Consider the following 21,347-nt stretch of genomic DNA (forward strand, 5'->3'; position numbering starts at 1 on the left):
GCCTGCAAACCTATCTCATCAAAAACGGCGGATATTCCACCAAATCTCCGCGCAAATGCCGCGCCAACAGCATTGCCTGAATATACGGCAGCAGCCCGATTTCCACTTCTTCGCCTAAAAACGGATGAACGATTTTCTCCTGCTTTTTAGCCTGCAAAGCTTGGAACAACAGCTTACGCGCCTCTGCTTTCAAACTTACCGCGCCGCTTGCCTCGGTAACAAAATCCTGCGGTTTGATTTGCCCGCGGTTAATCAGCGACAGCACCAACCTGTCCGCCCACCACGCGCGGAATTCTTCCAAAATATCCTGTGCCAGACTGTCGCGCCCCGGTCGGTCGGTGTGCAGAAAGCCCACCTGTGGGTCCAGCCCCACGCCTTGCAGCGCGCCGCTGATGTCCTTGCCCAAGATGCTGTACACAAACGACAGTAGCGCGTTCACCCCGTCTCTGGGCGGACGGCGGTTGCGCCCGTCAAAAGAAAAGCCGCTTTTTTCGCTCAAAAGCTGCCCGAATACGCCAAAATAATGCGCCGCCGCATCGCCCTCAATGCCGCGTACCACGTCCAGCTCCGCCGCGCCCTTCAACTGCCGCAGCGAAATATTCAAAGCATTGACCGCACTTTGAATCGCCGCATTCTCGCCATAATTGCGAATCTGCCGCTGAAGCACCCGCTTACTCGCCTGAATCTTCGCCGCAATGATATTGCGCGCAACCGGTACGGGATTTTGCTCCGACACCCGATACTGCGCCCGACGCAACAGCACATTGCCGCTCTGCCGCCCCTGAAGCCGCCCCAAGAAACGCCCGTTTTCGGTAAAAAACGCCAAATTCACATTATTTTCACCGCAAAACCCCAGCAGAAATGGCGACACCAGCACATTCCCAAAACAGAAAATATGCCCGATGGAATGCACCGGCAACTGCGCCACCTTCTTACGCTCCTGTTCCACCACCAGCGTCTCACGCTCCTTATGCAGATAGCTGCCTTGGGTGGTGATGTAGAGCGTGTTTTGCAGTTTGCGCATGGGGAAACTCCTTGGGTTTTGACCGCAGTTTTGAAATTAATGGATTGGTTGGGCTTCCTGAAAAGTAGGTGGGTTAGGTTAATTAGAATACTATAACGCAATAAATCATTAATTCTTCTTCATAATATCAATTAAGAATTTTCTAACCTCTGGATATTTCTTATCAGCATCAATTAGTAAATCGGTTATTTTTCTATTACCAGAAAGATTAAAGTGAGAAGCTAACCCTCCTTTCATACTTATAGAACAAAAACTGAGTGATCCTATACCACCAGGATTTTTATCCTTTAATAATAGATCCATTGAAGCTAATATACCATCATCGGCAAATCCCTTATTCTTTAATTTTCTATCTAATTCCTTAAAAGAAAATTTTGATATATTTTTTCTAGAAAGCAATAATGATGATAAATGAAAAATTAGCTCTGGGTAGATAAAATCTTCAATTTCTAAATTACTTTTAACATTCTGTAAATTACTTAAATCTGGTAAATCTCCAGTTCTGGTAGGAATAAACTTACAATCCACTTGGATATTCTTAAATTTTTTTCCTTTAATCAATTTATAACATTTTCTTCCTTCCTCATCATTATCAAATAGTAACGTAATTTTGGGTTTTTTAGTTGAGTCAGAATACCAATCATCATAAAACTCTAACTCTCTATCATATTTATTAACGCCATCAATAGAAATTATCCTTTTAGTCTCTATTTTAAACAACTTACATAATTCGGAAATATATTTTTTATCACATTCTCCTTCGACAAATATATTATAATTATCTAAAAGATCAGTTTTATCTTCCTCTAGACCTAAATACTCTCTAATTTTTCTAGCTCCATCATCTTCTGATAGATCTATAGATATGGTATTAATAGAATTAATATATGTGTTAGTTCGTTTATAAAGCTTTTCTTCACCAATTTCCTGATCTAGCAAAATGACATTTTTTAAACTGGAAGAATCAATAAATTCTGGTGAGTGAGTAGTAACAATAACTTGGTGTTTATTTGATATATCATATAAAACATCTCTTAACTTTAATTGAAGCCCACGATGCAGAAAAGCATCTGGTTCATCAATACAAAATATTATATTCTTCTTTGTTCTTGATAATTTTTCAATAATTTTCTGATGTAAGAGTATAAATCCTAATTTCTGCAATCCTGATCCTTTTCCTTCATTATTAAATCCTGCTTTATCATCAATATGAAAACTAATATCTTCTGAAATTAGATCTTGAAATTTTTTTACTTTGGCATTGCTTTTAAATTCAACAGACCAATTTTCATTAAACTGCTGGAATAATGGGTTGATTTCTTCAGCTAACTGATTTAAAACACCCACCAACCCATTATTATAATTCTCAAAAGATGATTTTAATTCTCCTTTTAAACCTGAAAATCTAGATTTATCAAATTCAATTGCATATACATCATTAATAATCAGGTTAATCAAATCAGGGAATGAAATATTGATTGCTGGAATATAAAAAAATACAAAATTTTTAATTAGATCATTGATGTGAGATTCAGTTAATTCTTTCTTGGGTTTTCCTCCTCCTATACCTTCTGGATAAAGAAATCCTTTATTATTTATAGAAACCTCACCTTCTATCATCTCTATTCTTCTAATTAATTCATATAGCTTACCTTTTGAATCTTCAAACTGAAGATTAATTTCAGTTGCTACAGAACCTCCTCTTGTGTTTTGTTTTAAATGCGGAGCATCTTTATTAAAAACATATTCATCTGGATTAAAAAATAAATTTAATGCTCGTAGCACATTAGTTTTCCCAACGTTATTTGGACCGCATATACTAATAAAATTATTATCCAAATCAATTTCTAGCTTTAGGTCATTTATAGATCTAAACCTCTTAATATCAATTCTTTTAAGCTTCATACAATACCCTCAATTCAATAATTAAAATTTAAAAATTTTATTCAGCATCTTGCCTAAACAACCCCTCCACATACCCCACACTTCTATCCCGTTTCCCCAACAACTCCGGCTGGCAAATCTCCATCAGTGAGCAGGCTTTGCAGCGTTTGCCGTAGTTGGGCGGCGGGGTTTGGCCGCTGTTTAAAAGTTCGCGCACGGCGGCGATGGTGGAGAGGGTTTGGGCACGCAGGTCGTCTGAAAACACAATAGGAACGCGGTGGCGGGTTTGCATATACCACAGCGCGCCCTCGAAGATGGTTTGCCCCGTCATTTCTTCCAAGCACAAGCCTTGGGCACAAAGTTGGATTTCATCCATCGGGTCGGGTTTGGGCTTACCGCGTTTGTATTCCACAGGTTTCAGACGGCCTGTTTTTGTTTCGACTTCCACCAAATCCAACACGCCGCTGATGCCTAATTTCTCCGCCGACACATGCACCGCCCGCTCAAAGCGTACGCCCTTGCGTGTTTCAGGTTCGCCCGAATCCACCCGTTCATGCAGCGCCTTTCCCTGCGCAGTCAAATAGTTCTCCGCCCACACCTGCTCGTTGTGAATCAACGCGCATTGGCGCGGGCAGAAGGCGTAGTGTTGCAGGGCGGAAAGGGGAATCAGGCGAGGGTCCTGATTTTCCCCTTGGGTTTCGGTTGAAAGTGCGGTCATTTTTTTAAGTGTTTTTACAGCAACTCTTCCACACTCACGCCATTTAGGTCGTCTGAAACCACGCTGATTTTGTAATCGCCAAAACCGCTTGCGGGCGTACCTGATTCGCCGTTTACGCGTTCGACTTTCACGGCGTCAAACAATTTATGTGCAGGCTGGCTGCCGAGCGCGCTGTCGTGTTTGAACACAATCAATTTGCGCGCCGCCATTTCGCCACGGGCGGCGGAGCGGTCGTGTTCAAACATCAGCGTCAGGGCTTGCCAGAGTTTGGCTAAGTCCTCGTCTGAAAAACCGGTTTGGGAGGCAAGGTTGGCGGAGATAAAGCCGTGCACGCGGTAGAGCGCGTAAGGGACGATGTATTTGCGCCCCATCATAGTGTCTTTCCCCTCTTCTTTTTCTGCTTCAGAAGTTACAGCTACGCGTGTAATACTTAATTCCAACGGTACAATGGGGTCGATAGATTGGGCGAATGCCAGTTGTACAGGACCACGTACTTGACCTGCTTTTTTAGCAATCTTGCTTTTTTCACCATTTTCATCGGTTTCTTCTTTTTCCTTCCCTGTACTCATTACCGCACCAAAAGTACGAACGTCAAAAAAGTTTTCGCACATCCAATCGCGTGCAATGTCTTCATAATGTTTTTCAGGTTTGGAAATATTTTCTCCTTCCCCTCCTTTTTTCTTATTCTTCCGCTTTTTCTCGTATTCTTGCCAAGCCTTGAGATTAGCTTTAACTTCTTCGCTTTCCGTATAAGCTCGTTCAATTTGACGGTTTAATACACCTTTTTCTCTTACAAAAATCTCATAGCCAGCCTGACCTGATGAAGTCATATCCACAAAATTACGAATTTTGCGTTTCAGGCAGACGTCAGTTACCAGGCCTTTGCTGGATTCGGGGTCAAGACGCGGCATATTGCCCGCATCGGGATCGCCGTTGGGGTTGCCGTTGGTTACGTCAAAAAAGTAAACAAATTCATAGCGGTTTTGAATGGCAGACATTTTCTGGCTCCTTAGTTTTCTTCATTTTCAGAATCGGCTTCATCAGCCAAATAATTTGCTTGTTCAATATCTTCAGGGATATTACCGTCTTCTTGCTTATTGTATTTTTTGAATCGTTGCTGGTAATAACCGACAACAAAACGTCCTTGCTCTTCCAGCGACAAATGGCGTGGGAACGGTGTTTCTGCATCGAAAACACCAATAATTTCGCCAACCTTTCCTTCCAACCAGTTTGCCAGTTTTTTGGGATCGCCTTTTACCCATTTAGCTTTTCTTCCTTTTCTCAAGGCTGAAATATGCGTGCGATAGTTATCCAGCAATAAGGGAAAAGTACTATGCGGAGAACTGGATGCACCACCGTAAAATTTATCCCTTACCCCAGCATTGAGTTCACCCAATGCGGAAGACTGCGCCAATTCGATAATGGCAAACAAGCGTCCCAAACGATAGGGAATATCGTGGGTTTCTTCATTTAATCCCATTTTAAGTTCCTCTCTGTACAAACTGTTACGGTTAATAACTGCTTTAATTACGGCAACACGCAAACCGGAAATGTATCCATCAGAACGGATACGTCCAATCATTCGTGTCAACATAGTTTTCGGATAAAATCGCCCTGTTAAAACCGAACGCATATATTCTCCAGCCAATTGTGGCGGAATATCTTTACTTTCCGATTTTTTCAGACGACCTTCCGCATCTTTTCGCTTCGGTGTCGTTTCTAGGAGAATGCGCCATACGGGAGGTTCTTTCCCCTTCTTCCATGCAGACGGTTCTATATGCAAATCCTTCCAATGCTGCGCCAAATTTTCCGCCAACTGCCCAAACGTGGTGTCCAGCCAAAACCGAACAGAAATCCGCGCAGCATTAGGGGCAAGCCCTAAGATATAAAAACGGGTATTGGGAGATAGTTCGGGCGCAATTTCTTGCAGCGGGCAACCTTTGCCGATTTGTTCTAATACATTAAAAATTTTGACGCTTTCTTGTTCGTCATTTGGCGGCATGAATACTTGCGCGAAAAAGCCTTCGGCAGCCTGCGCAGTTGCGTTATCATCAGCTTCCGCCCAAAAGACCGTGCTGGCATCGCCGATGGTCAGACAGTGATTATTTTCGCGGCGCAAGAGATAGTTCAGCGCAGTAGTGTAGGCAAAGGCGGATTGTTCGGAGACGGGCGCATTTGCGCCTTGCTCTTTACCAAAAGAGGCAAAGGCTTCTTTGTTAAACGATACAATCATTTGTTCTGCTTTACCGCCATTTACCCCTTTAATTACAGGATGTTTTTCTGCAATTTTTAATTGTTCACCGCTAATTAAGCAAAAACCATCCGTGATTTCTTCATTCTCTATTTCTTGAATCCATAGTTTTAAAGCATCTTTTCGTTGATGAATATATCCACTTGTACCACTAAGTTTAAATACCATATTGGTATCTAGTATTTCTTTTTTACATGGCTGATTTTGAAACATATCAGGTTGCCATGTTTCTAAGAATTTTCTTAGTGCTAATAAACCTTCATCTTGAGAGTCTTTTAGTAAACCCAAGTGATAGCTTCTGAAAGAGTTATAACACCGTGTGGTTCTACTAGGATCCTTTGTTTCCTTTGCAGTTATGCCTAATATATACTGGCTGTTACCCCATAAAAATTTTGGTTTTATACTATTACTATCAGAACCACCAACTTTAGGAACACTCATATATTTAGGCTGTGGTTTTTTATCTTCGGATAAATGTGGTATCACATCTTTCAGACGACCTTCTTTATCCAACACCAAAATCCAGCCGATTTTCTCCTCGCTAAAGCCATAAGGCGGCACTTTTGGGCTGCCCATTTCATCGTTTTCCGCTGCCAAACGGCGGTAATAGCGGGCAAGGGACGCAAGAATCATGCTTTCACCTCCTCGGCGTAAAACGGCGGTACATCAATCACGCTATCTTTCATTTCCGCGCGGAAAAAATGTGGTGTGTTGCCGTGATCAAAATCAATATCGTGCAACATCCAGCCTAAGTCACGGTTTGCCTCGTTTTCCAATAATGCCGACGGCGGCAGCGGCTCGCCTTCATCAATCAACGCAAAATCGGCAGGGAATTCACGCACGCCCAAACAAGGCTGCTGGAAACATTGCCCCTTTTTCGCACGGCGTTTAAACATCTCAATATGCTTGGTAACGGTCTCATCCGCCCCCGCTTTTGCCGTCAGCACCGCATGAGCTTCAATCACATAAGCCACATCTTTAAGCACCGTCGCCGCGCGCTGCTGGCGGTCGTCTTCAATCAGCGTATATAAATCGGCAACGCTCTTGCACTTCATCGCGCCGCTGACCTTGCCCGCCGAAATCTTGCCGCCCAACTCATTACGCCGCACCGACTCAAACCGAATCGGCTTTAGCACATAAATCCGGTCTATCACCCACCGAATCGCGGGCTTCCAATGCACCGCCGCCAAAATCCCGCGCGCCGCCGACGGCGTGATGACATCATAAGACACCCGTTCCACCTTCATCTCCGGACGGGTAAAACAGGCATAATCGCCCCAAATATGTAGGCGGATTTGGTTCATTTGGTTCTCCTTTTGGTTGGGAAGTGCGGTTTCAGACGACGTTTAAAAACGTTGAGGGAATTGACCGTACTTTTTGTTTATTGATGAAATTCAATTAAGACCAAATCATTTTAGCAATTTTAAATAGCAACATATGACGATCTTCCAATGCGTTGCGATCAAACTCATTAATTGCTTTTAGTTCATCTAATTTATGTTCTTTTTTAAAGCGCTCTACATCAAGATTAGATTTATAAAAATCCTCTCTCAATGTTTCATTCCAAAGCAATGTGCCAGAATAAGTTTTTAATTTTTGCTGATAGACTTCGTTACTACTAGAAATATTGTCTTTTCCTTTTAATAACAAAATTCCACCAAGTCTATTTCGTTCCACCAAGAAAGTGTCTTCATCTTCAAAATACTTTTGACTTTCTTCATTTCGAGATAAGATATGCTCAATATGGAAACCGTTTTTTGAGCCTGTTTTTGTAACTAAATCTTCATAAGTATGCCGCATCTTGACATCAAATTGTTCAGCAAGAAAACCTTCTACTCGTGCAAAGAAATATCGTTTAAAGCGCGGATTTAGATTATCTCCAGTTGCCTTAAATAAAGAGTAATTAATTGATTCATCTGATGTTGTTTTATCTTTTAATGCTTCTTTCAATTCTTTATCAAATGCGGAACGTATAATTTCATCGTTATCTACGTTGCGAATATTTGCTGCAATTCGATGTAATGCTTCTTGGAAACCGTTACTTTCATAAACATTCTGAAGTTGTAATAAAGAAAATAGTCTGTCTGCTTCTAGTGCAATTTTTTTAATTTTCTCCCCTTCTTTCTCATCATTAATCTTACAGGCTGACAGTCCCACTAAAAGTACACCATCAATGTCATTCAAGCGGTTAAACGCAAATCCACCTATTTCATCTTTTTTAAGATGAGTTGATAACTTCACATATAAATCTGCATAATAAGTAAAATCGTTATCTAAGAAATCCATAACACCTTGTGGATTATGATCCAGTTTCAAATTTTGCTGAAACTCACTTGAAAACATTAATCGATGATAATCGCCGTCATAACGTTTAGCATCACTGCGATTTTGACTAAAACGGGCTTTTAGATAAAAACGGAAAAAACGATCGGTCTCATCATCAGATAACTGATTAATTGCACGAGTTTTATCTTCCCAAAGTTGGTTATATTGCTTCTTATCCAAGATAATCTTATCAATTTGTCCAAGTAGCTTACCTTTGAGAATTTCGTAAGGCTTCAAACGTACTCCTCGGTCGTTAATAACTTCAAATACCATTGGAACATCTGTCTGTTCTACAGATAAATTAATCAACACCAAGCGACGTAAAAAATAAAATATAAATGTTTCTAATTGATGTTTTCCATCTATATTTTGCTCTAGCCAAGATTTAACTACCTTATAGTTTTTAACCATATTTTCAGCAGTTAGGCCACTATTTGTTGGCGCTTCGTCAATCCGCTCTTCAAATAATGCTTCCAGTGTTAACAAATGAGCCTCATGTCTCATCCAAAAAGTTTTCTTATAGCCTGATTGACCAAATATTTTACTTTTTACCCAATCAGATAGCTCACTCTTATTAGCGATCGCTTTATGATACAAGTTTAATAAGATCAAAGTTAAAGTTGTTAATCGTTGCTGCCCATCTACAACATAAACCCTTCCATCTATGGTATTAGTTACATAAGTATTTAAGTAATACCATGGGTATTTACTGTCAATAACCTGTTCATCAGGAGGCAAGCTACTATTCTGTTGGTAGACTTCATTAAATTTATAAAAAATATCATCTAACAACCGTTTTACTGGTTCTTGTGTCCATTTATATTCACGTTGATAAAAATCAATGTGATATTGAGTATTACTAAAAACTTTATCTATATTTTGTTTATCAGGGGAAATATCCATAATTTTTTCCTTTGGTTAAGTTAATAAATATCTAAAATAAGAGTAGTAATACATCTACCTATCTCAGCACTTAGTTTACTCAAAAAACTAAATTCTCAGTTTTGATAAAAGCATTATCCTCCCAAGAAAGCCCCGCCACTTCATCATACAAATCCAGCCCGATCAGCGTATAAAACTGTTTGCCGAAGTTTTTCTCGTTTATCGGTTCGATACGCCCTGCCTTGTATAAAGCGGCGAGGGCTTTTTCGGGGATTTGGACGGTGTAGGGTTGCAGTTTGCGTAAGAGTCCGCCGATGTGGTCGGCGTGGTGCAGGCTGCTGATGAGGCTTTCGGCCTCAACATCGAAGGGAATAATCAGCGGCTGCATATGGCTTTCAATCATGCGGAACTTGTCGGCGACGGTTTGGAATGGAAAATCAAGGCTTTGCCCTGTATCGTTGTGCATTTTCAGAATTTTTTTATTGTCCAGTTCGCTGCCTTTTAATTGATAAAGCTCGGCAAAATAGGCGGCGACGGCTTGGGTGGATAAGAGGTCGTCTGAAAAGCTGTCGGCGGTCAGGCGCATAACGGCGGCTTGGGCGGCAAGTTCAGGTGGGGCTTTCCATTGTTCTTCGGGCGCGAATATCCAGACAAAGCTGTTTTCAGACGGCCTTTTGCCTTCGCGGTTACAGCGTCCGGCGGCTTGCGCAACGCTGTCTAAACCTGCTTCGGCGCGCATCACCAGCGGAAAATCCACATCAACGCCGGCTTCAATTAAGGAGGTCGCGATAACGCGGCAGAGTTCGCCGTTTTTCAGACGACCTCGAATCTCATCAAGCTTTTGGCTGCGGTGTTTGGCACACATTAAGGTGGTCAGGTGGAACGTGCCGTCAAGGTGTTTGGCTTGGTCGTACAGGCTGCGGGCGTGGCGGCGATTGTTGACGATGACGAGCATTTGCGGGTGTTCGCCAAGTTTGGCGAGCAGGTCGGCGTCGGTTTGTGTACCAATGTGCTGCACGGTGGTGCGGCGCAGTTTGTCGAAAAGTGCGGTCGGTTTTGGGGCTATTTCGTGCACGTTTTCAAAGCCGCGATAGAAGCCGTTTTCGGCTTGCACGGCAGGCTGGGTGGCGGTGCACATGACGACGCTGCAGTGGTAGTTTTGCGCCAATTCTTTGATGGCTTGCATGATGGGCAGCAAAAGATTGAGCGGCAGCATTTGCGCCTCATCGAGGATGATGACGGAGCCTGCGATGTTGTGCAGTTTGCGACAACGGGAAGAGCGGTCGGCAAAGAGGGATTCGAAGAATTGCACGGCGGTGGTCACGACAATCGGCGTGTCCCAGTTTTCCGAGGCAAGGCGCAATTTGTCTTTGGTGGCCTCATTTTGCAGTTTGCCGTCGTCGAAGGTGCTGTGGTGTTCCAACACGGCTTGTTCGCCCAATTCGCCAAAGGCTTTGCGAAATTCGGCGGCATTTTGTTCGATGATGCTGGTGAACGGGATGACGTAAATCACGCGCCGCATACTGTGCCGCTTGGCGTGTTCCAGCGCAAATGCCATGGAAGTGAAAGTTTTTCCGCCGCCGGTCGGCACGGTGAGCGTAAACAGTCCTTGCGGTTGTGCCGCTTGTTCTACGGCGTAATCGAGAATTTCGCTGCGCAGGCGGTTTAAAGCGGCATTGCGTTTTTCGGCTTCGGTTTGCTCTGAAGCTTGGGCGATACGTCGTCTGAAAGCGTTGATAAATTGATTGAAATTGTGTTGCAAGGCGTTTAAATCGGGATAGCCGCCGCGCTTGACGGCTTTGTTTTCTAGGTTTGAATAAAAGGCTTCAGTATCAAGATAATCGGCATCCACCAAGCAAGAATAGAGCATTCGTGTGAAGAAGGCGTAGGAGAAAAAAGGATGATGCGCATCGGCTTTGAGTGGCGGTGCAGACAGGGTTTGAGGGAGTTTGATTTCTTGTTGCCACAGATTATCGAGAGCGGGAATATCTGCGCCGAATTGCAAAGCCAAACGCTGCTTTAACGTGCGGCGGTTATCGCCTTCGCCATTGCCATTTGCAAGCCCCGCATGATGCCCCGCAATACAAAACGCCATCAGCTTGCCGATAACATTTCCCCAACGCTCGACTGCAATTTTGGCTCCGGCAGTAGCATGATCGACTGATGGGCCACCATGCAATCGGCGGTCAAATGGTTCCGAATATTTCCCTAAGTCATGAAGCCGTCCCGTCTGGCAGGCACTTTCCTGCGCACCGAATACTCGAGCAAACTCCGCCGCCATTTCGCCAACATTGACCGAATGGCTTTGCAAGGTTTGCCAGTGTTCGTAAGGCAAGAGGTTGCCGAGTTCGTCTTGGGCGGAATGGGCGTAGTAAGTCGTCATCTAAATCCCCTTGGGTATTTTCACAGCTGGGCTATTTCTGTTTTCTACCATTTGTCTTTGTAAAAACAGACTGCGGTTGTCCGTCTGCTTTGAGAGTATGGGAAATGTAATCAGAATTCATTGCTTGCCAAATTAATAAAATAGAAATAATTCTATATCATTATGAAAATACCTTCAATAATAAATAGATATAAAAATAAAACACTTAACGATTGCCATAAAACCGCTTTTCAGCCATTTTCCTTTCGGGCAATATGCCTCAGACACAATATCGAAAATGAAATCACTGCACAATCAATCAGGCGGATTATTTGTGTGGCGGCATGACCTAACGGCACGGGAACAGCGATTTGCCAGATGGAAAAGCCAAGGAACGACAGTATGGCGCAAAGAATCCAAAAACGGTATTTTTGTCCAATGGTTTGACGAGAGCGGTATGGCCGGCTGCGGGCGGTGCGGAATACAAAGTACAGGCAGGCGGTTAGGCCTATTACACCGCCGCCGTATTGCAGCCATTTAAAGATTGGCAGAAACAACACGGTTTGTTGCAGCACGGGGAAATGTTGCACAAACCAGCCGGTGGGGTGGGTAAACGCATCAAGGAAAAGATGGGTGGCCATGCCGAATAAGGCACTCGGTATGAAGACGGCTGCTTTGAGTTTATTAAAATCTACATTTTCAGACGGCCTATAAGGGGCGGCATTCAGGCAATTTGGTAAAAAATCAGACAAAGCGTCCCGCCACAAGGCAAGATAAAGCCAATAAACCGCGAAGCACAACGGCAGGTTCGGCCACAGCATATCGGCCAAACCATGTCCGCCGGATACGGCACGCCCATGCAGGAAATAAACGAAATCAGGAGAAAGGCTTCCGATGACCAATGCAGGGAAATGGCAATAACGGCAGCGTGAAAACGGCAAAACGGCAATCGGGTGGGCAAGGGTAAACGGCATATTTTGAAATCCGATGATGATGCGTAAACATGATTTTAGCGCAGCAGGCAAGAGGAAAGACATTTGATTTTATGGCGGACAAACCTGTTAGGGGCGCTGTGTGCCGATGCCGTCGATCTGATACGGCACGTTCTAACTGAAATGGCATTCTCCTTAATGATGAAACTCGGTTCTATTGTTAAAAAGCAGCCTGCACACCCCAAAATACAAAATACGCGCCAAACTTACGCCCAATACCGTGCCAACTGCAACGACCATATCAGCTTTTATCTTAGCTAAAACATATCAGTAAACGCGTAGGTCGTTTAACGCAGGCACAGAATTGAGCGTTTTAGGTTTTGCCAAACGCTGTTTGTCCAGCCAAAAAGAGCTTACATCCGTCACTCCGCCGATGAAACCATATCCGCCCACTGCAGGCTGCCCGAACATGACCTAACACTCACCTTCCAAGGGCTGGCACACGTTCCTCAGCCGCTGCAAACGCAAATTACGGACAGTTTGGTATTATGGCGGACACACTGGCAGACGCAAACCGTGAAAACGGTGCGGATTCTGTTTTAGGCACAGCAATTTTAAATTTTAAGCAGCCTGCACTTTGGCAAAACCAAGTGCAGGCTGCTGTTTCTATTACTTTCGGCGTGCCCATTGCGATGCGGCACATTATCCCACCGCCCAAAACTCCCCCACGCCCAAGGGCTCGCGCCCCAGCAGTTCGGCAAATGCGGTGCAGTCGGCGCACGAGCCTTCTTCCAGCAGCGCAAAGCTGCCTGCGCTTACCATGCCGTTGCTCAACACGTTCGTCAGCGGCAGAAACGGCTTCACCAACGCCAACGAAATCGGCAGCACGCGCAAGGGCGGTTTGCGGTGCAGCCCTGTGCGCATGGCGGCAAGATAGCCCGCCAGACTGGTGTGCAGGCTGCCGGTGAAAGGGATGATGGTGCCGTGCGGCGCGCCGTTTTCCAGCAGGCGCACCAAGCCGTCCGCCACGTCGTTTGCGTGTACGGGCTGGAGCATGAACCTGCCGCCAGCCGGCAGAGCGATAACGGGCAGCCGCGCCAATTTGATAAACAATTCGCAGCTCGCGCCGCCGCGCCCGTACACAACGGACGGCCGCGCCACCGCCACGCGCATGCCGTGTGCCGCGCCAATTTGGCATACGGCTTCGTCGCTGCGCCCTTTACTACCGACAAAATTCACGGCGTGTTTCGGGTTGGCGCCCAACGCGGAAAGCTGCACCCAATGCCGCACGCCTTGCTCCGCCGCAATTTTGGCCAACAGCGCGGGCGTGCGGTGGTGCACGGTTTCCAGCACGTCGGCATGACGGCTCATCACGCCGATGCAGTTGAACACGGCATCCGCGCCGCGCAGGATTTCGCGGGCGGCGGCTTCGTTCGGCTGCAAATAATCGAATTCGCGGTGGCTCGGGGTGCGCAGCGTGTGGCCGTGCGTGCGCAGGATTTGGGCAACGCGGCGGCCGATAAAGCCGCTTGCGCCGAAGAGGACGATGTTCATGCGGAACTCCTTGTGGGCGGTGGGGAAATGTGCAGGCTGCTTTTTCAGAGCGGGTCTGACGGCCATACGCCATGCCGTTGTGCGAATTTCTGAAAATTGAATGGCTTACGCCCTATTGATAAGATGTTGGGTATTTCAGGCAGCCTGCACTTTGCCCATCGGGGTGCAGGCTGCCATCGGTCTGAATCTGTGATTCAGCTAACCGATGTGCGTGCCCTTGGTGCTGCTTTTTGCCGGATTCGTCAATATTTCTGCAACAGCCGCGCCGCTTTGCCCAACTGCTCGGTGCAATACTGCTGAAATTCCTGCGGACGGTCACTCAGGGCGCGAACCTTCAATGCCGCGGGTTTCACATAGGCATCTAGGCGCGCCATCATCTGATTGTACTGCGTCTGCGGCAGCCGTTTGGCGAAGGCTTCGCAGCGGTTTAGGGCTTCCAAATGCCGTTGCAGGGCAGCATCTTGCGCGGGCGTGGTGGGGTTCTGGGTGCAGTACATGGGGAACGCCATAATGTCCATATTGTCGCGGAAGGTTTGCTCGCAGCGCGCCAGTTCTCCGCCATCGGCCATGGCCAATGCAGGCAGCAACATCATGGAAATAAAATATTTTTTCATTTTTTCGTCCTTTCTTTCGGTGGGATTCGGCATACGCCGCCTTCGCATTCGGGGCGCGGCAGCAGCCATTTGGGAAATTGGTAGCGGTGGCGAGCGAACCACGGGTAAAGCCAGTCGGCCAGTTTGTCCAGCAGCGGCAGATTGGCCAGTTTCACCAGCGCAAAGCCTTGGTAGCCTTCGTACATTTTGCGCACGGCGGCCATTTTTTGCAGCATCACGCCGTCGTCCGTCAAAACGTGCAGGTAGGTGAGTGCGGCTTCGGTGGTGATGCCGTATTGCGCCAACACGGCTTCGCTGCCCTGTATCGGCACGGCTTCCATGAATCCGGCGCGGCTGTCCTGCATAATTAACTCTATTTCGCGCACGCAAATGGGGCATTCGGCATCGTAAAAAATTTTGTGCATCTTAAATTCTCCTAAAATGCGCTACTCTTCCAACGGGGCAAAGCCGTTATATTTTTCTGCTTGCAGGCGGGGCGGTGCAGGCTGCTTTTCGGGCTCTGCTTCGGGCTTCACGCCTTCAAAACCGCTGCGTTGCAACACCTGAATCTGTTTGCGTACCAAATGCGCCAGCACCAGCAGCAGGCTCACGCCGCCGAACACGGCCCAACGCAGGGCGTAAAGCAGGTTATCCGCCAAACTGCGCTCGAAGTTCGGCGCAAACAGCAGCACGCACAGCAGCGGTGTGAACAGCGTCAGGCTCAAATACAGCCGCTGCCAGAATATGCCGCTGATTTCCTTCACTTCGTCGCGCGGGTCGTTGCACAAAAACGCCAGCACGCGCCGCAGCGATGCGCCCAAAACCAGCCAGCACACCAGGCTCACCGCCAACGATACGGCAACCTGTATCGCCATAATGTTAAATGTCTGCATATTATTCTCCTTATGCAAGGGTTTGAAAAATCAAATGAATAGGTTGTGCAGGCTGCTTTTTCACGTTGGAAAATTTAACAAAATCCTGTTAAAATAAACACTTATGTTCTTTCAGGCAGCCTGCACATGAAACCGCGCCGCGCAAAATCCCATAAAACCACGCCTGACAAACCTTCCCTCATCAGCAGCATTGTGGACTATTTGATTTTGCTTCTTCCCGTTTCCATTCCCATCTTGGCGCACGGCGGGTTTGTCGAGCCACGCCACTGGCAAGTAACGCTGGCTTTGGCCGTGATATTTATCCTGCCGGTTTATATGGTCTACCGCAGTCAATTGCCGAAGCCCTCACGCACAGAAAAAATCTTTTTCACGCTATGGAAATGGCTGCGCCGCTTTCTGGTGCTTATCTTTTTGATACTTCTTCTTTATTTTATTGCCTTTGTTGTGACAGATTCCGACACGCCTATTGGGAAAAAGCTACTGATATCCGCCGTTGTTGCCGCATTGGGCTTCTATATCGCGCACTTCGGTGTTTACGGCGAGAGGAAATATCGCGGCGAGAGTTTGGCAGATGCACGCGAACGGTACAGGCGGATGAAAAAACGCTACGGCTGGCGTTGGTAATGCGCTTGTGTTTTCAGGCAGCCTGCACATTGCCTACATCGGCTTCAACACCATCAGGAAATACAGCACCACCGTGGCGCAGAAGGCCGGATAGCCCAGCATTTCCCACCAGAATTGATAGCGTTTGTAGCTCGCCGGCAGCGTATTTTCGCCCGCCTGCCAAGCCGCAGCCGCCTGTCGTGCCATCTTGATTTGCAGCCACACCACCGGCAGCCAGCACGCACCGGCCAGTACATACAGCGCCAGCGTCCACTTCACCCACAGCCACGCCCCGTCCCAAGTAAACGGCATGCCCATGTAATGCAGCATCCACAAGCCCGAGAGCGGCTGGAAAATCACCGCCGGCGTGGTGAACCACCAATCCGCCTTCATCACCCATTTCGACACCACCGCCTGCGCCGCCACCGAGCCGGAACGGTTCGCCCAAAACAGATAAAACGCCGTGCCGAAGCCCGTGCCCACCATCAGCGTGGCCGAAATAATGTGCAGGGTTTTAACGATTAAATACGTGTTCATTTTGTTGCTCCTATTGAAATTTGCCTGTGCAGGCTGCCTGAAAAAACTTAAATTCTCTTTGATTTCAACGCATCACGCGTCTTGCCGCGTACCACGCTTTTCCGTTATCCTGACGGCAACATTTCCCATTGGAAAACCAGCGCCATGCTTGCCGCCTATCTTATTTACACCGCATGGATGACCGCCTATGCCGCCATCCGCCGTCCCGCCACGACCAACGCCAGATACATCGATTATTTCGCCCTTGCCTTTTTCGGCATTACCCTGTTGCTGTTCGGCTGGCTGTTTATCGTGCAAGGCATCACGCCCTTCGTGCAGGGTAACGCGGACAGCGGGCGAAGTTATCAATATTGGCACTTATGGTTTTTGGCTTTTCCCTATCTGTATATCGGGCACATTGTGCTGCTTGTGTTCAACACCATCCGTCTGCTGCTGCCGCCCTATCCGCCGCGTTTTGTTCATTACGCCGCGCTGCTGCTGGCCCTATTGAGCGGCTGGCACGTCAGCGCGTTCATGCCGACTGCCTAGTACCCACAATGCCGCCAAAATCGGCACATTCTTAACCAGCGGCGCAAACGGGTGCAGCCACATTTCAGGCAGCCTGCACGCTACAATGACGCTGTAGCCCAGCACCACGGCAAATTGCGCCAACCATAAGAAACGGTAATTTCTGAATTTTGTGAAACATAAAATCCCAAAAAAGACATCCAATGCCGATGAAGTATAAAACGCCGCCGCCTGCCATTCCGTCGCAATCCCTGTTCTTCCCAGCAAATCCAACGATACATCCGCCGCCGTCAAAGCAGGCTGCACCCCGCTCCACAGCCACAAAAACCCCAGCGAAAACCGCAATACGTCAAGCCGCTTCATCGTTCAAACCTTTCGGGCACAAAATCCGAGCCAATATCACCGCACTCACCGCACCGCAAGGCCCGGCGACCAACACAGCGGGCGGCAACCAAATGAATATCACGCTTGAAATCAGCAAACCAGACACCAGCGGCAGCCACAAAGAGCGCCAGCCTGTGTAACAAAACCGGTTTTCCGCCAGCCACCAGCCGCACAGCACGGACGGTATAAAACCAAATGCGGAGCCCCCCATAAAAATATAACCCACTGCGTCCACAAAATCGCCGATACTCTGCCAAGCCACCGATTGCCCATGCCCAAACAAGGCGTCGTTCACCTGAAGGGCTGCCCAAAACAGCCAGCCGCCCAATCCGCCACCCATCAGCAGGAAGCCCAGAATCACTCGCGCCTTCGGATAGTGCAGGCTGCTTGGAACATTTTTATTTTCGCTCATGATATTTCCAAATTTCTGTTGAAAAAGAAATATATTGCCCGATAAAAAGCAACGGCAAGCCGCAATACGTCAAGCTGCTTCATTGTTCGAACCTTTCGGACACAAAATTCGGGCCAATATCACCGCGCTAAACGCACCACAAGGCGCAGCGACGACCAACACATCAGGCAGCAGCCAAATGAATATCACGCTTGGAAACAGCAAACCAGACACCAGCGGCAGCCACAACGAGCGCCAGCCTGTGTAATAAAACCGGTTTTCCGCCAGCCACCAGCCGCACAGCCCGGCTGGTATAAAACCTAATGCGGAGCCCATCATAAGAATAGAACCCGCTACGTGCACAAATTCCACAAAATCGTCGATACTCATACTCTGCCAAGCCTCTGATTGTCCATACCCAAACAAGGCGTTGTGCACCTTAAGGGCTAACAAAAACAACCCGGTACCCAACCCGCCACCCATCAGCAGGAAGCCCAGAATCACTCGCGCCTTTGGATAGTGCAGGCTGCTTGAAACATTTTTATTTTCGCTCATGATGTTTCCAAATTTCTGTTGAAAAAGAAATATGTTTCCCGATAAAAGGCAACGGCAAACCGCCATTGCCAAGCCATGTTGTCCGCACCGCCGTCAAAACAAAGTGCAGGCTACCTGCAATCTAGCGCAACAGCTTCTGAATACTTGCGCCCAGTTTCAGCACTTTAGCCATCGTGCCGGTGGACAGTTTCAGCATTTCGTTCGTCCAAGCCGTCAGCGTGCTGATGAATTCGTGCGTCTGCGTAATCCGCGTTTTCACGCCGTCGTTTTCGTTGGCAAACTCCGGTTCCTGCATCAGCTGGTTCAGAAACGCCAGTGTCGGCTCGATTTCGCGGCGCTGCCGTTGCTCCACAATCGTGCGGAACAGCGTCCACACATCGTCCGAAGTGGTGAAATAATCGCGCCGGTCACCCAATACGTGCGTTACCTGCACCAACTGCAAATTCTGCAATTCTTTCAAACTGTTGGAAACATTAGACCGCGCCACGTTCAGCGTTTCGCAAATCTCTTCCGCATTCATCGGCTTGCCCAAAATATACAGTAGCGCGTGAATCTGGGCGACCGTACGGTTCACGCCCCATTTGGAGCCTTGCTCGCCCCAGTGCAGAATGAATTTTTCGGTGGTGGGATTAAGTTTCATGATGTCGTCCTGAATTCGTTTGTTGCATGGTATGGATTTTCTATATTTCTGTCAATACAGAAATTTTAAAAATATTTGCCATTTATTATAATGCATTGTATTTCAATAAATTTAAATTTGATGGATGTGTTCATATGGCAAAACAATATTGGTTATGGCCATCCGAAAGCAGCCTGCACCCGGCAAAACGCCCCAAACCGCATGGCGCAAAACCGACCGCCGCGCTATAATGCCGCTTTCCAACCCAACTTCAACCGAGGTATATGATGAGCGAAGAAAACAAAATCAAAGTCAATGATTTGCCGAACGAGCAAGGCGCACAAGAAGTGGAACTGCCCGTGCTGAACAACGAAGGCAAAAGCGAAAGCAAAAAAGAACACGGCGAAAGCGGCTGCTGCGGCGCATGCGGCGGTTAATCCGAGTCATATCAGGCAGCCTGCACTTCGGAAACCCATCCCAAAAGTGCAGGCTGCTTTTTCATCTGCCGCACGCCGTTTCAACACACCACATTCAGTCCACCATTTATGTCCCGTCTGATGACCACCGCCCTACTTACCCCTATCCTGGCCGCCTGCGCCCTGCCCCACCAAGAAAACGCCATGAATATCGTCGATTTGCCCGTCGCCGTCGTGTCCCACGATATTTTTCTGGACGGCGGCAGCGTGGAACTGACCGTGCGCGATGCGGCCGGCAACGAACGCCGCTATCTCCGCAACCGCAGCCTGGACAGCCAAGGCACACCGCTCTACAACAGCATTGCCGCCGAAAACGGGCACACGCTCACCACAGAAGAACAAACCGCCCTTTTGGCACAACTGGTGAAACTGCGCGCGCAATGCGACCCAAGTTGCCAAACGGCGTTGGATAACTTTATCGGCCGCGCCGCCGAATAACGGGCATATTCCCATTCGCAGGCAGCCTGCACCCCCAATGTTTCACCCAAAAGGTTTATTCATCATGCTGACCGATTTAGAACTGACTGGCCGAACCCGCAGCCATGTCGTGCAATACGCCACCCCGCGTTTTGCCGCCCAACCGCAGGCAGCGGAAGCGTTTTTAGCCATGCGTGCCGCCGCGCAGAAAGACGGCATCGATATGCAGCCGTTCAGCACCTTCCGCGATTTCAATACCCAGCTGCGTATTTGGAATCATAAATTCGCCGGCAAAAAACCGCTGTATGACGAATACGGCAGAGTGCGCGACAGAAGTGCGATGTCGGAGGAAGAGATTATCCGGCATATTTTGGATTGGTCGGCATTACCGGGCGGCAGCCGGCACCATTGGGGCACGGAAATCGACGTGGTGGATGCCGCCGCCATGCCGCCGGGCTACCGTCCGAAACTGCTGCCCGAAGAAACGGGCGAAGGTGGCATTTTCCGTCCGCTGCACCAATGGCTGGACGAAAACCTGCACCGCTTCGGCTTTTTCCGCCCGTATCAAAAACAGCAGGGCGGCATGTTTCCCGAACCTTGGCATTTGAGCTATGCGCCTTTGTCGGTGCCGGCGTTGCAGGCCATGTCAGTGGATTTGCTGGCGGATACTTTGCGCAATGCAGACCTATCGGGCAAGGCAACCGTGCTGGCGCTGCTGCCCGAACTTTACCGCAACCACATTTTGAATATTGCAGATGCGCCGACCGCCTAGTGTAGGCTGCTTTTTGTATTGCTTGACACGGTTTCGCGACGCTTCCATTTGACCAACACTCGCAGACAATCACATTTGATTCCTCCGCACCTTTCATACACGGCAAAAGCAGCCTGCACTTCAAATATTCAAAGTGCAGGCTGCTTTTTGTGCGGCAAACGCGGTTTCAGGTAGCCTGAAACCTATTCCCCGTGCTCGAACGCCGCAATTTCCACCAACTTCGGCGCATAGCTGCCCGCCGTGTCGTGCCGCGCGTCCAGCCAAACATCCACCAGCGCCCAAGCTTCGGGTGCGGCAATCACATTCTGCCCCATGCACAACACCTGTGCGTCATAATTTTCCACCGCACCGCGCACACCCACCAAATCGTGCGCCGTGGCTGCGCGGATGCCCTGCACCTTGTTGGCGGCAATCGCCGTGCCGATGCCCGTGCCGCAAATCAGAATGGCGCGGTCGGCTTCCCCTGCGGCGATTTTTTGCGCAGCGGCAAACGAAACGGCGGGATACGACAACGCTTCATCCGACAAATCAATCAGACTGGCGACACGCGGGTCGCGCTGCAAATGCGCTTTGAGCGCGTCTTTTAAAATAAGGCCGTTGGCCGGCGCGGCAATGATTAGGCGCATAGTATTCTCCTGTATAATAGACAAAAACCAAGTATGCGCCTG

The 21,347-nt window shown here is 47.9% G+C and carries 25 protein-coding genes; 6 read left to right on the forward strand and 19 right to left on the reverse strand.

The features are described 5' to 3' along the window. Positions 1-10: 10 nt before the first annotated feature. The 9 genes from cas1c to HMPREF9098_RS02550 form a co-directional block, all read right to left on the reverse strand. Positions 11-1,024, reverse strand: a complete 1,014-nt coding sequence (cas1c, locus tag HMPREF9098_RS02510; protein ID WP_003781691.1) for a type I-C CRISPR-associated endonuclease Cas1c — start codon at positions 1,022-1,024, stop codon at positions 11-13. A 108-nt stretch (positions 1,025-1,132) separates the two neighbouring features. Continuing rightward, positions 1,133-2,929, reverse strand: a complete 1,797-nt coding sequence (locus tag HMPREF9098_RS02515) for an ATP-dependent nuclease (RefSeq protein ID WP_003781692.1) — start codon at positions 2,927-2,929, stop codon at positions 1,133-1,135. 37 nt (positions 2,930-2,966) lie between these two features. Continuing rightward, positions 2,967-3,626 carry a CRISPR-associated protein Cas4 gene (cas4, locus tag HMPREF9098_RS02520; protein WP_003781695.1) on the reverse strand — a complete coding sequence of 220 codons (660 nt, stop codon included), beginning with the start codon at positions 3,624-3,626 and terminating at the stop codon, positions 2,967-2,969. 14 nt (positions 3,627-3,640) lie between these two features. Continuing rightward, complete coding sequence (gene cas7c / locus HMPREF9098_RS02525; protein ID WP_003781697.1) at positions 3,641-4,624, reverse strand: type I-C CRISPR-associated protein Cas7/Csd2; 984 nt, start codon at positions 4,622-4,624, stop codon at positions 3,641-3,643. A gap of 11 nt (positions 4,625-4,635) precedes the next feature. Continuing rightward, complete coding sequence (gene cas8c, locus HMPREF9098_RS02530) at positions 4,636-6,510, reverse strand: type I-C CRISPR-associated protein Cas8c/Csd1 (RefSeq protein ID WP_003781698.1); 1,875 nt, start codon at positions 6,508-6,510, stop codon at positions 4,636-4,638. Beyond that, positions 6,507-7,181, reverse strand: a complete 675-nt coding sequence (gene cas5c, locus HMPREF9098_RS02535; protein ID WP_003781700.1) for a type I-C CRISPR-associated protein Cas5c — start codon at positions 7,179-7,181, stop codon at positions 6,507-6,509. Before cas5c ends, cas8c begins: the two co-directional genes overlap by 4 nt. A 94-nt stretch (positions 7,182-7,275) precedes the next feature. Next, on the reverse strand, positions 7,276-9,105 hold the full coding sequence (locus HMPREF9098_RS02540) for a DUF262 domain-containing protein (RefSeq protein WP_003781701.1): 1,830 nt from the start codon (positions 9,103-9,105) through the stop codon (positions 7,276-7,278). Positions 9,106-9,184: 79 nt separating this feature from the next. After that, positions 9,185-11,467, reverse strand: a complete 2,283-nt coding sequence (locus HMPREF9098_RS02545) for a CRISPR-associated helicase/endonuclease Cas3 (RefSeq protein WP_003781704.1) — start codon at positions 11,465-11,467, stop codon at positions 9,185-9,187. Positions 11,468-11,697: 230 nt separating this feature from the next. After that, positions 11,698-12,483 carry a DUF4184 family protein gene (locus HMPREF9098_RS02550; protein WP_003781710.1) on the reverse strand — a complete coding sequence of 262 codons (786 nt, stop codon included), beginning with the start codon at positions 12,481-12,483 and terminating at the stop codon, positions 11,698-11,700. A gap of 78 nt (positions 12,484-12,561) precedes the next feature. Here HMPREF9098_RS02550 and HMPREF9098_RS11640 point away from each other — a divergent pair, with 78 nt between their 5' ends. Beyond that, positions 12,562-12,699: a hypothetical protein gene (locus HMPREF9098_RS11640; RefSeq protein ID WP_155803273.1), complete on the forward strand. Its 138-nt coding sequence runs from the start codon at positions 12,562-12,564 to the stop codon at positions 12,697-12,699. Between the two features lie 381 nt (positions 12,700-13,080). On the opposite strand, the gene HMPREF9098_RS02555 is transcribed toward HMPREF9098_RS11640, so the two are convergent. From HMPREF9098_RS02555 to HMPREF9098_RS02570, 4 genes are all read right to left on the reverse strand, one after another. Continuing rightward, a complete protein-coding gene (locus HMPREF9098_RS02555; RefSeq protein WP_040564203.1) occupies positions 13,081-13,932 on the reverse strand; it encodes an NAD-dependent epimerase/dehydratase family protein in 852 nt (283 codons plus the stop codon). Between the two features lie 242 nt (positions 13,933-14,174). Further along, positions 14,175-14,546 (reverse strand): hypothetical protein, encoded by a 372-nt coding sequence (locus tag HMPREF9098_RS02560; RefSeq protein WP_003781715.1) that lies wholly within the window; start codon positions 14,544-14,546, stop codon positions 14,175-14,177. Further along, a complete protein-coding gene (locus HMPREF9098_RS02565; RefSeq protein WP_003781716.1) occupies positions 14,543-14,950 on the reverse strand; it encodes a thiol-disulfide oxidoreductase DCC family protein in 408 nt (135 codons plus the stop codon). The genes HMPREF9098_RS02560 and HMPREF9098_RS02565 overlap by 4 nt, the downstream gene beginning before the upstream one ends. Positions 14,951-14,971: 21 nt before the next feature. Further along, the gene (locus tag HMPREF9098_RS02570) at positions 14,972-15,418 is read right to left on the reverse strand and encodes a hypothetical protein (RefSeq protein WP_003781717.1); all 447 of its coding nucleotides are present in this window, start codon (positions 15,416-15,418) and stop codon (positions 14,972-14,974) included. 126 nt (positions 15,419-15,544) lie between these two features. Between HMPREF9098_RS02570 and HMPREF9098_RS02575 the strand changes: the two genes are divergently transcribed. After that, positions 15,545-16,042 (forward strand): hypothetical protein, encoded by a 498-nt coding sequence (locus HMPREF9098_RS02575; protein WP_003781718.1) that lies wholly within the window; start codon positions 15,545-15,547, stop codon positions 16,040-16,042. A gap of 33 nt (positions 16,043-16,075) precedes the next feature. Here the strand turns inward: HMPREF9098_RS02575 and HMPREF9098_RS02580 are convergent, their stop codons facing one another. Beyond that, positions 16,076-16,558 carry a DUF2269 family protein gene (locus HMPREF9098_RS02580; protein ID WP_003781719.1) on the reverse strand — a complete coding sequence of 161 codons (483 nt, stop codon included), beginning with the start codon at positions 16,556-16,558 and terminating at the stop codon, positions 16,076-16,078. An 81-nt stretch (positions 16,559-16,639) separates the two neighbouring features. Between HMPREF9098_RS02580 and HMPREF9098_RS02585 the strand changes: the two genes are divergently transcribed. Beyond that, the gene (locus tag HMPREF9098_RS02585; protein ID WP_232617946.1) at positions 16,640-17,086 is read left to right on the forward strand and encodes a hypothetical protein; all 447 of its coding nucleotides are present in this window, start codon (positions 16,640-16,642) and stop codon (positions 17,084-17,086) included. Here HMPREF9098_RS02585 and HMPREF9098_RS11325 read toward each other — a convergent pair. The 4 genes from HMPREF9098_RS11325 to HMPREF9098_RS02600 all read right to left on the reverse strand — a co-directional run bounded on the left by HMPREF9098_RS11325 (position 17,042) and on the right by HMPREF9098_RS02600 (position 19,035). Next, entirely contained in the window at positions 17,042-17,428 is a 387-nt protein-coding gene (locus HMPREF9098_RS11325; RefSeq protein ID WP_003781723.1) for a DoxX-like family protein, read from the reverse strand. The genes HMPREF9098_RS02585 and HMPREF9098_RS11325 overlap by 45 nt on opposite strands. Then, positions 17,415-17,861: a hypothetical protein gene (locus tag HMPREF9098_RS11910; protein WP_003781724.1), complete on the reverse strand. Its 447-nt coding sequence runs from the start codon at positions 17,859-17,861 to the stop codon at positions 17,415-17,417. The genes HMPREF9098_RS11325 and HMPREF9098_RS11910 overlap by 14 nt, the downstream gene beginning before the upstream one ends. Before the next feature lie 69 nt (positions 17,862-17,930). Next, positions 17,931-18,395 carry a hypothetical protein gene (locus HMPREF9098_RS02595; RefSeq protein ID WP_040564204.1) on the reverse strand — a complete coding sequence of 155 codons (465 nt, stop codon included), beginning with the start codon at positions 18,393-18,395 and terminating at the stop codon, positions 17,931-17,933. A gap of 121 nt (positions 18,396-18,516) precedes the next feature. Then, positions 18,517-19,035, reverse strand: a complete 519-nt coding sequence (locus HMPREF9098_RS02600) for a GbsR/MarR family transcriptional regulator (RefSeq protein ID WP_003781726.1) — start codon at positions 19,033-19,035, stop codon at positions 18,517-18,519. A 263-nt stretch (positions 19,036-19,298) separates the two neighbouring features. Between HMPREF9098_RS02600 and HMPREF9098_RS11915 the strand changes: the two genes are divergently transcribed. The 3 genes from HMPREF9098_RS11915 (at position 19,299) to HMPREF9098_RS02615 (ending at position 20,679) form a co-directional block, all read left to right on the forward strand. Next, positions 19,299-19,451 carry a hypothetical protein gene (locus tag HMPREF9098_RS11915; protein WP_003781733.1) on the forward strand — a complete coding sequence of 51 codons (153 nt, stop codon included), beginning with the start codon at positions 19,299-19,301 and terminating at the stop codon, positions 19,449-19,451. Between the two features lie 108 nt (positions 19,452-19,559). Further along, complete coding sequence (locus tag HMPREF9098_RS02610; RefSeq protein ID WP_147285402.1) at positions 19,560-19,928, forward strand: hypothetical protein; 369 nt, start codon at positions 19,560-19,562, stop codon at positions 19,926-19,928. A 64-nt stretch (positions 19,929-19,992) separates the two neighbouring features. Then, positions 19,993-20,679, forward strand: coding sequence for a M15 family metallopeptidase (locus HMPREF9098_RS02615; protein WP_040564630.1), 687 nt, complete (start codon positions 19,993-19,995; stop codon positions 20,677-20,679). 182 nt (positions 20,680-20,861) lie between these two features. Here the strand turns inward: HMPREF9098_RS02615 and HMPREF9098_RS02620 are convergent, their stop codons facing one another. After that, complete coding sequence (locus HMPREF9098_RS02620) at positions 20,862-21,305, reverse strand: RpiB/LacA/LacB family sugar-phosphate isomerase (protein ID WP_040564205.1); 444 nt, start codon at positions 21,303-21,305, stop codon at positions 20,862-20,864. Positions 21,306-21,347: the final 42 nt, after the last annotated feature.

The organism is Kingella denitrificans ATCC 33394 (genome assembly GCF_000190695.1).
GTDB classification, from domain to species: Bacteria; Pseudomonadota; Gammaproteobacteria; order Burkholderiales; family Neisseriaceae; genus Kingella_A; species Kingella_A denitrificans.

What these genes read in the sequence shown, in the direction of transcription:
- cas1c (WP_003781691.1), bottom strand. Translation starts at nt 1,024, where the DNA reads ATGCGCAAACTGCAAAACACGCTCTACATCACCACCCAAGGCAGCTAT.
- HMPREF9098_RS02515 (WP_003781692.1), bottom strand. Translation starts at nt 2,929, where the DNA reads ATGAAGCTTAAAAGAATTGATATTAAGAGGTTTAGATCTATAAATGAC.
- cas4 (WP_003781695.1), bottom strand. Translation starts at nt 3,626, where the DNA reads ATGACCGCACTTTCAACCGAAACCCAAGGGGAAAATCAGGACCCTCGC.
- cas7c (WP_003781697.1), bottom strand. Translation starts at nt 4,624, where the DNA reads ATGTCTGCCATTCAAAACCGCTATGAATTTGTTTACTTTTTTGACGTA.
- cas8c (WP_003781698.1), bottom strand. Translation starts at nt 6,510, where the DNA reads ATGATTCTTGCGTCCCTTGCCCGCTATTACCGCCGTTTGGCAGCGGAA.
- cas5c (WP_003781700.1), bottom strand. Translation starts at nt 7,181, where the DNA reads ATGAACCAAATCCGCCTACATATTTGGGGCGATTATGCCTGTTTTACC.
- HMPREF9098_RS02540 (WP_003781701.1), bottom strand. Translation starts at nt 9,105, where the DNA reads ATGGATATTTCCCCTGATAAACAAAATATAGATAAAGTTTTTAGTAAT.
- HMPREF9098_RS02545 (WP_003781704.1), bottom strand. Translation starts at nt 11,467, where the DNA reads ATGACGACTTACTACGCCCATTCCGCCCAAGACGAACTCGGCAACCTC.
- HMPREF9098_RS02550 (WP_003781710.1), bottom strand. Translation starts at nt 12,483, where the DNA reads ATGTCTTTCCTCTTGCCTGCTGCGCTAAAATCATGTTTACGCATCATC.
- HMPREF9098_RS11640 (WP_155803273.1), top strand. Translation starts at nt 12,562, where the DNA reads ATGGCATTCTCCTTAATGATGAAACTCGGTTCTATTGTTAAAAAGCAG.
- HMPREF9098_RS02555 (WP_040564203.1), bottom strand. Translation starts at nt 13,932, where the DNA reads ATGAACATCGTCCTCTTCGGCGCAAGCGGCTTTATCGGCCGCCGCGTT.
- HMPREF9098_RS02560 (WP_003781715.1), bottom strand. Translation starts at nt 14,546, where the DNA reads ATGAAAAAATATTTTATTTCCATGATGTTGCTGCCTGCATTGGCCATG.
- HMPREF9098_RS02565 (WP_003781716.1), bottom strand. Translation starts at nt 14,950, where the DNA reads ATGCACAAAATTTTTTACGATGCCGAATGCCCCATTTGCGTGCGCGAA.
- HMPREF9098_RS02570 (WP_003781717.1), bottom strand. Translation starts at nt 15,418, where the DNA reads ATGCAGACATTTAACATTATGGCGATACAGGTTGCCGTATCGTTGGCG.
- HMPREF9098_RS02575 (WP_003781718.1), top strand. Translation starts at nt 15,545, where the DNA reads ATGAAACCGCGCCGCGCAAAATCCCATAAAACCACGCCTGACAAACCT.
- HMPREF9098_RS02580 (WP_003781719.1), bottom strand. Translation starts at nt 16,558, where the DNA reads ATGAACACGTATTTAATCGTTAAAACCCTGCACATTATTTCGGCCACG.
- HMPREF9098_RS11325 (WP_003781723.1), bottom strand. Translation starts at nt 17,428, where the DNA reads ATGAAGCGGCTTGACGTATTGCGGTTTTCGCTGGGGTTTTTGTGGCTG.
- HMPREF9098_RS11910 (WP_003781724.1), bottom strand. Translation starts at nt 17,861, where the DNA reads ATGAGCGAAAATAAAAATGTTCCAAGCAGCCTGCACTATCCGAAGGCG.
- HMPREF9098_RS02595 (WP_040564204.1), bottom strand. Translation starts at nt 18,395, where the DNA reads ATGAGCGAAAATAAAAATGTTTCAAGCAGCCTGCACTATCCAAAGGCG.
- HMPREF9098_RS02600 (WP_003781726.1), bottom strand. Translation starts at nt 19,035, where the DNA reads ATGAAACTTAATCCCACCACCGAAAAATTCATTCTGCACTGGGGCGAG.
- HMPREF9098_RS11915 (WP_003781733.1), top strand. Translation starts at nt 19,299, where the DNA reads ATGATGAGCGAAGAAAACAAAATCAAAGTCAATGATTTGCCGAACGAG.
- HMPREF9098_RS02610 (WP_147285402.1), top strand. Translation starts at nt 19,560, where the DNA reads ATGTCCCGTCTGATGACCACCGCCCTACTTACCCCTATCCTGGCCGCC.
- HMPREF9098_RS02615 (WP_040564630.1), top strand. Translation starts at nt 19,993, where the DNA reads ATGCTGACCGATTTAGAACTGACTGGCCGAACCCGCAGCCATGTCGTG.
- HMPREF9098_RS02620 (WP_040564205.1), bottom strand. Translation starts at nt 21,305, where the DNA reads ATGCGCCTAATCATTGCCGCGCCGGCCAACGGCCTTATTTTAAAAGAC.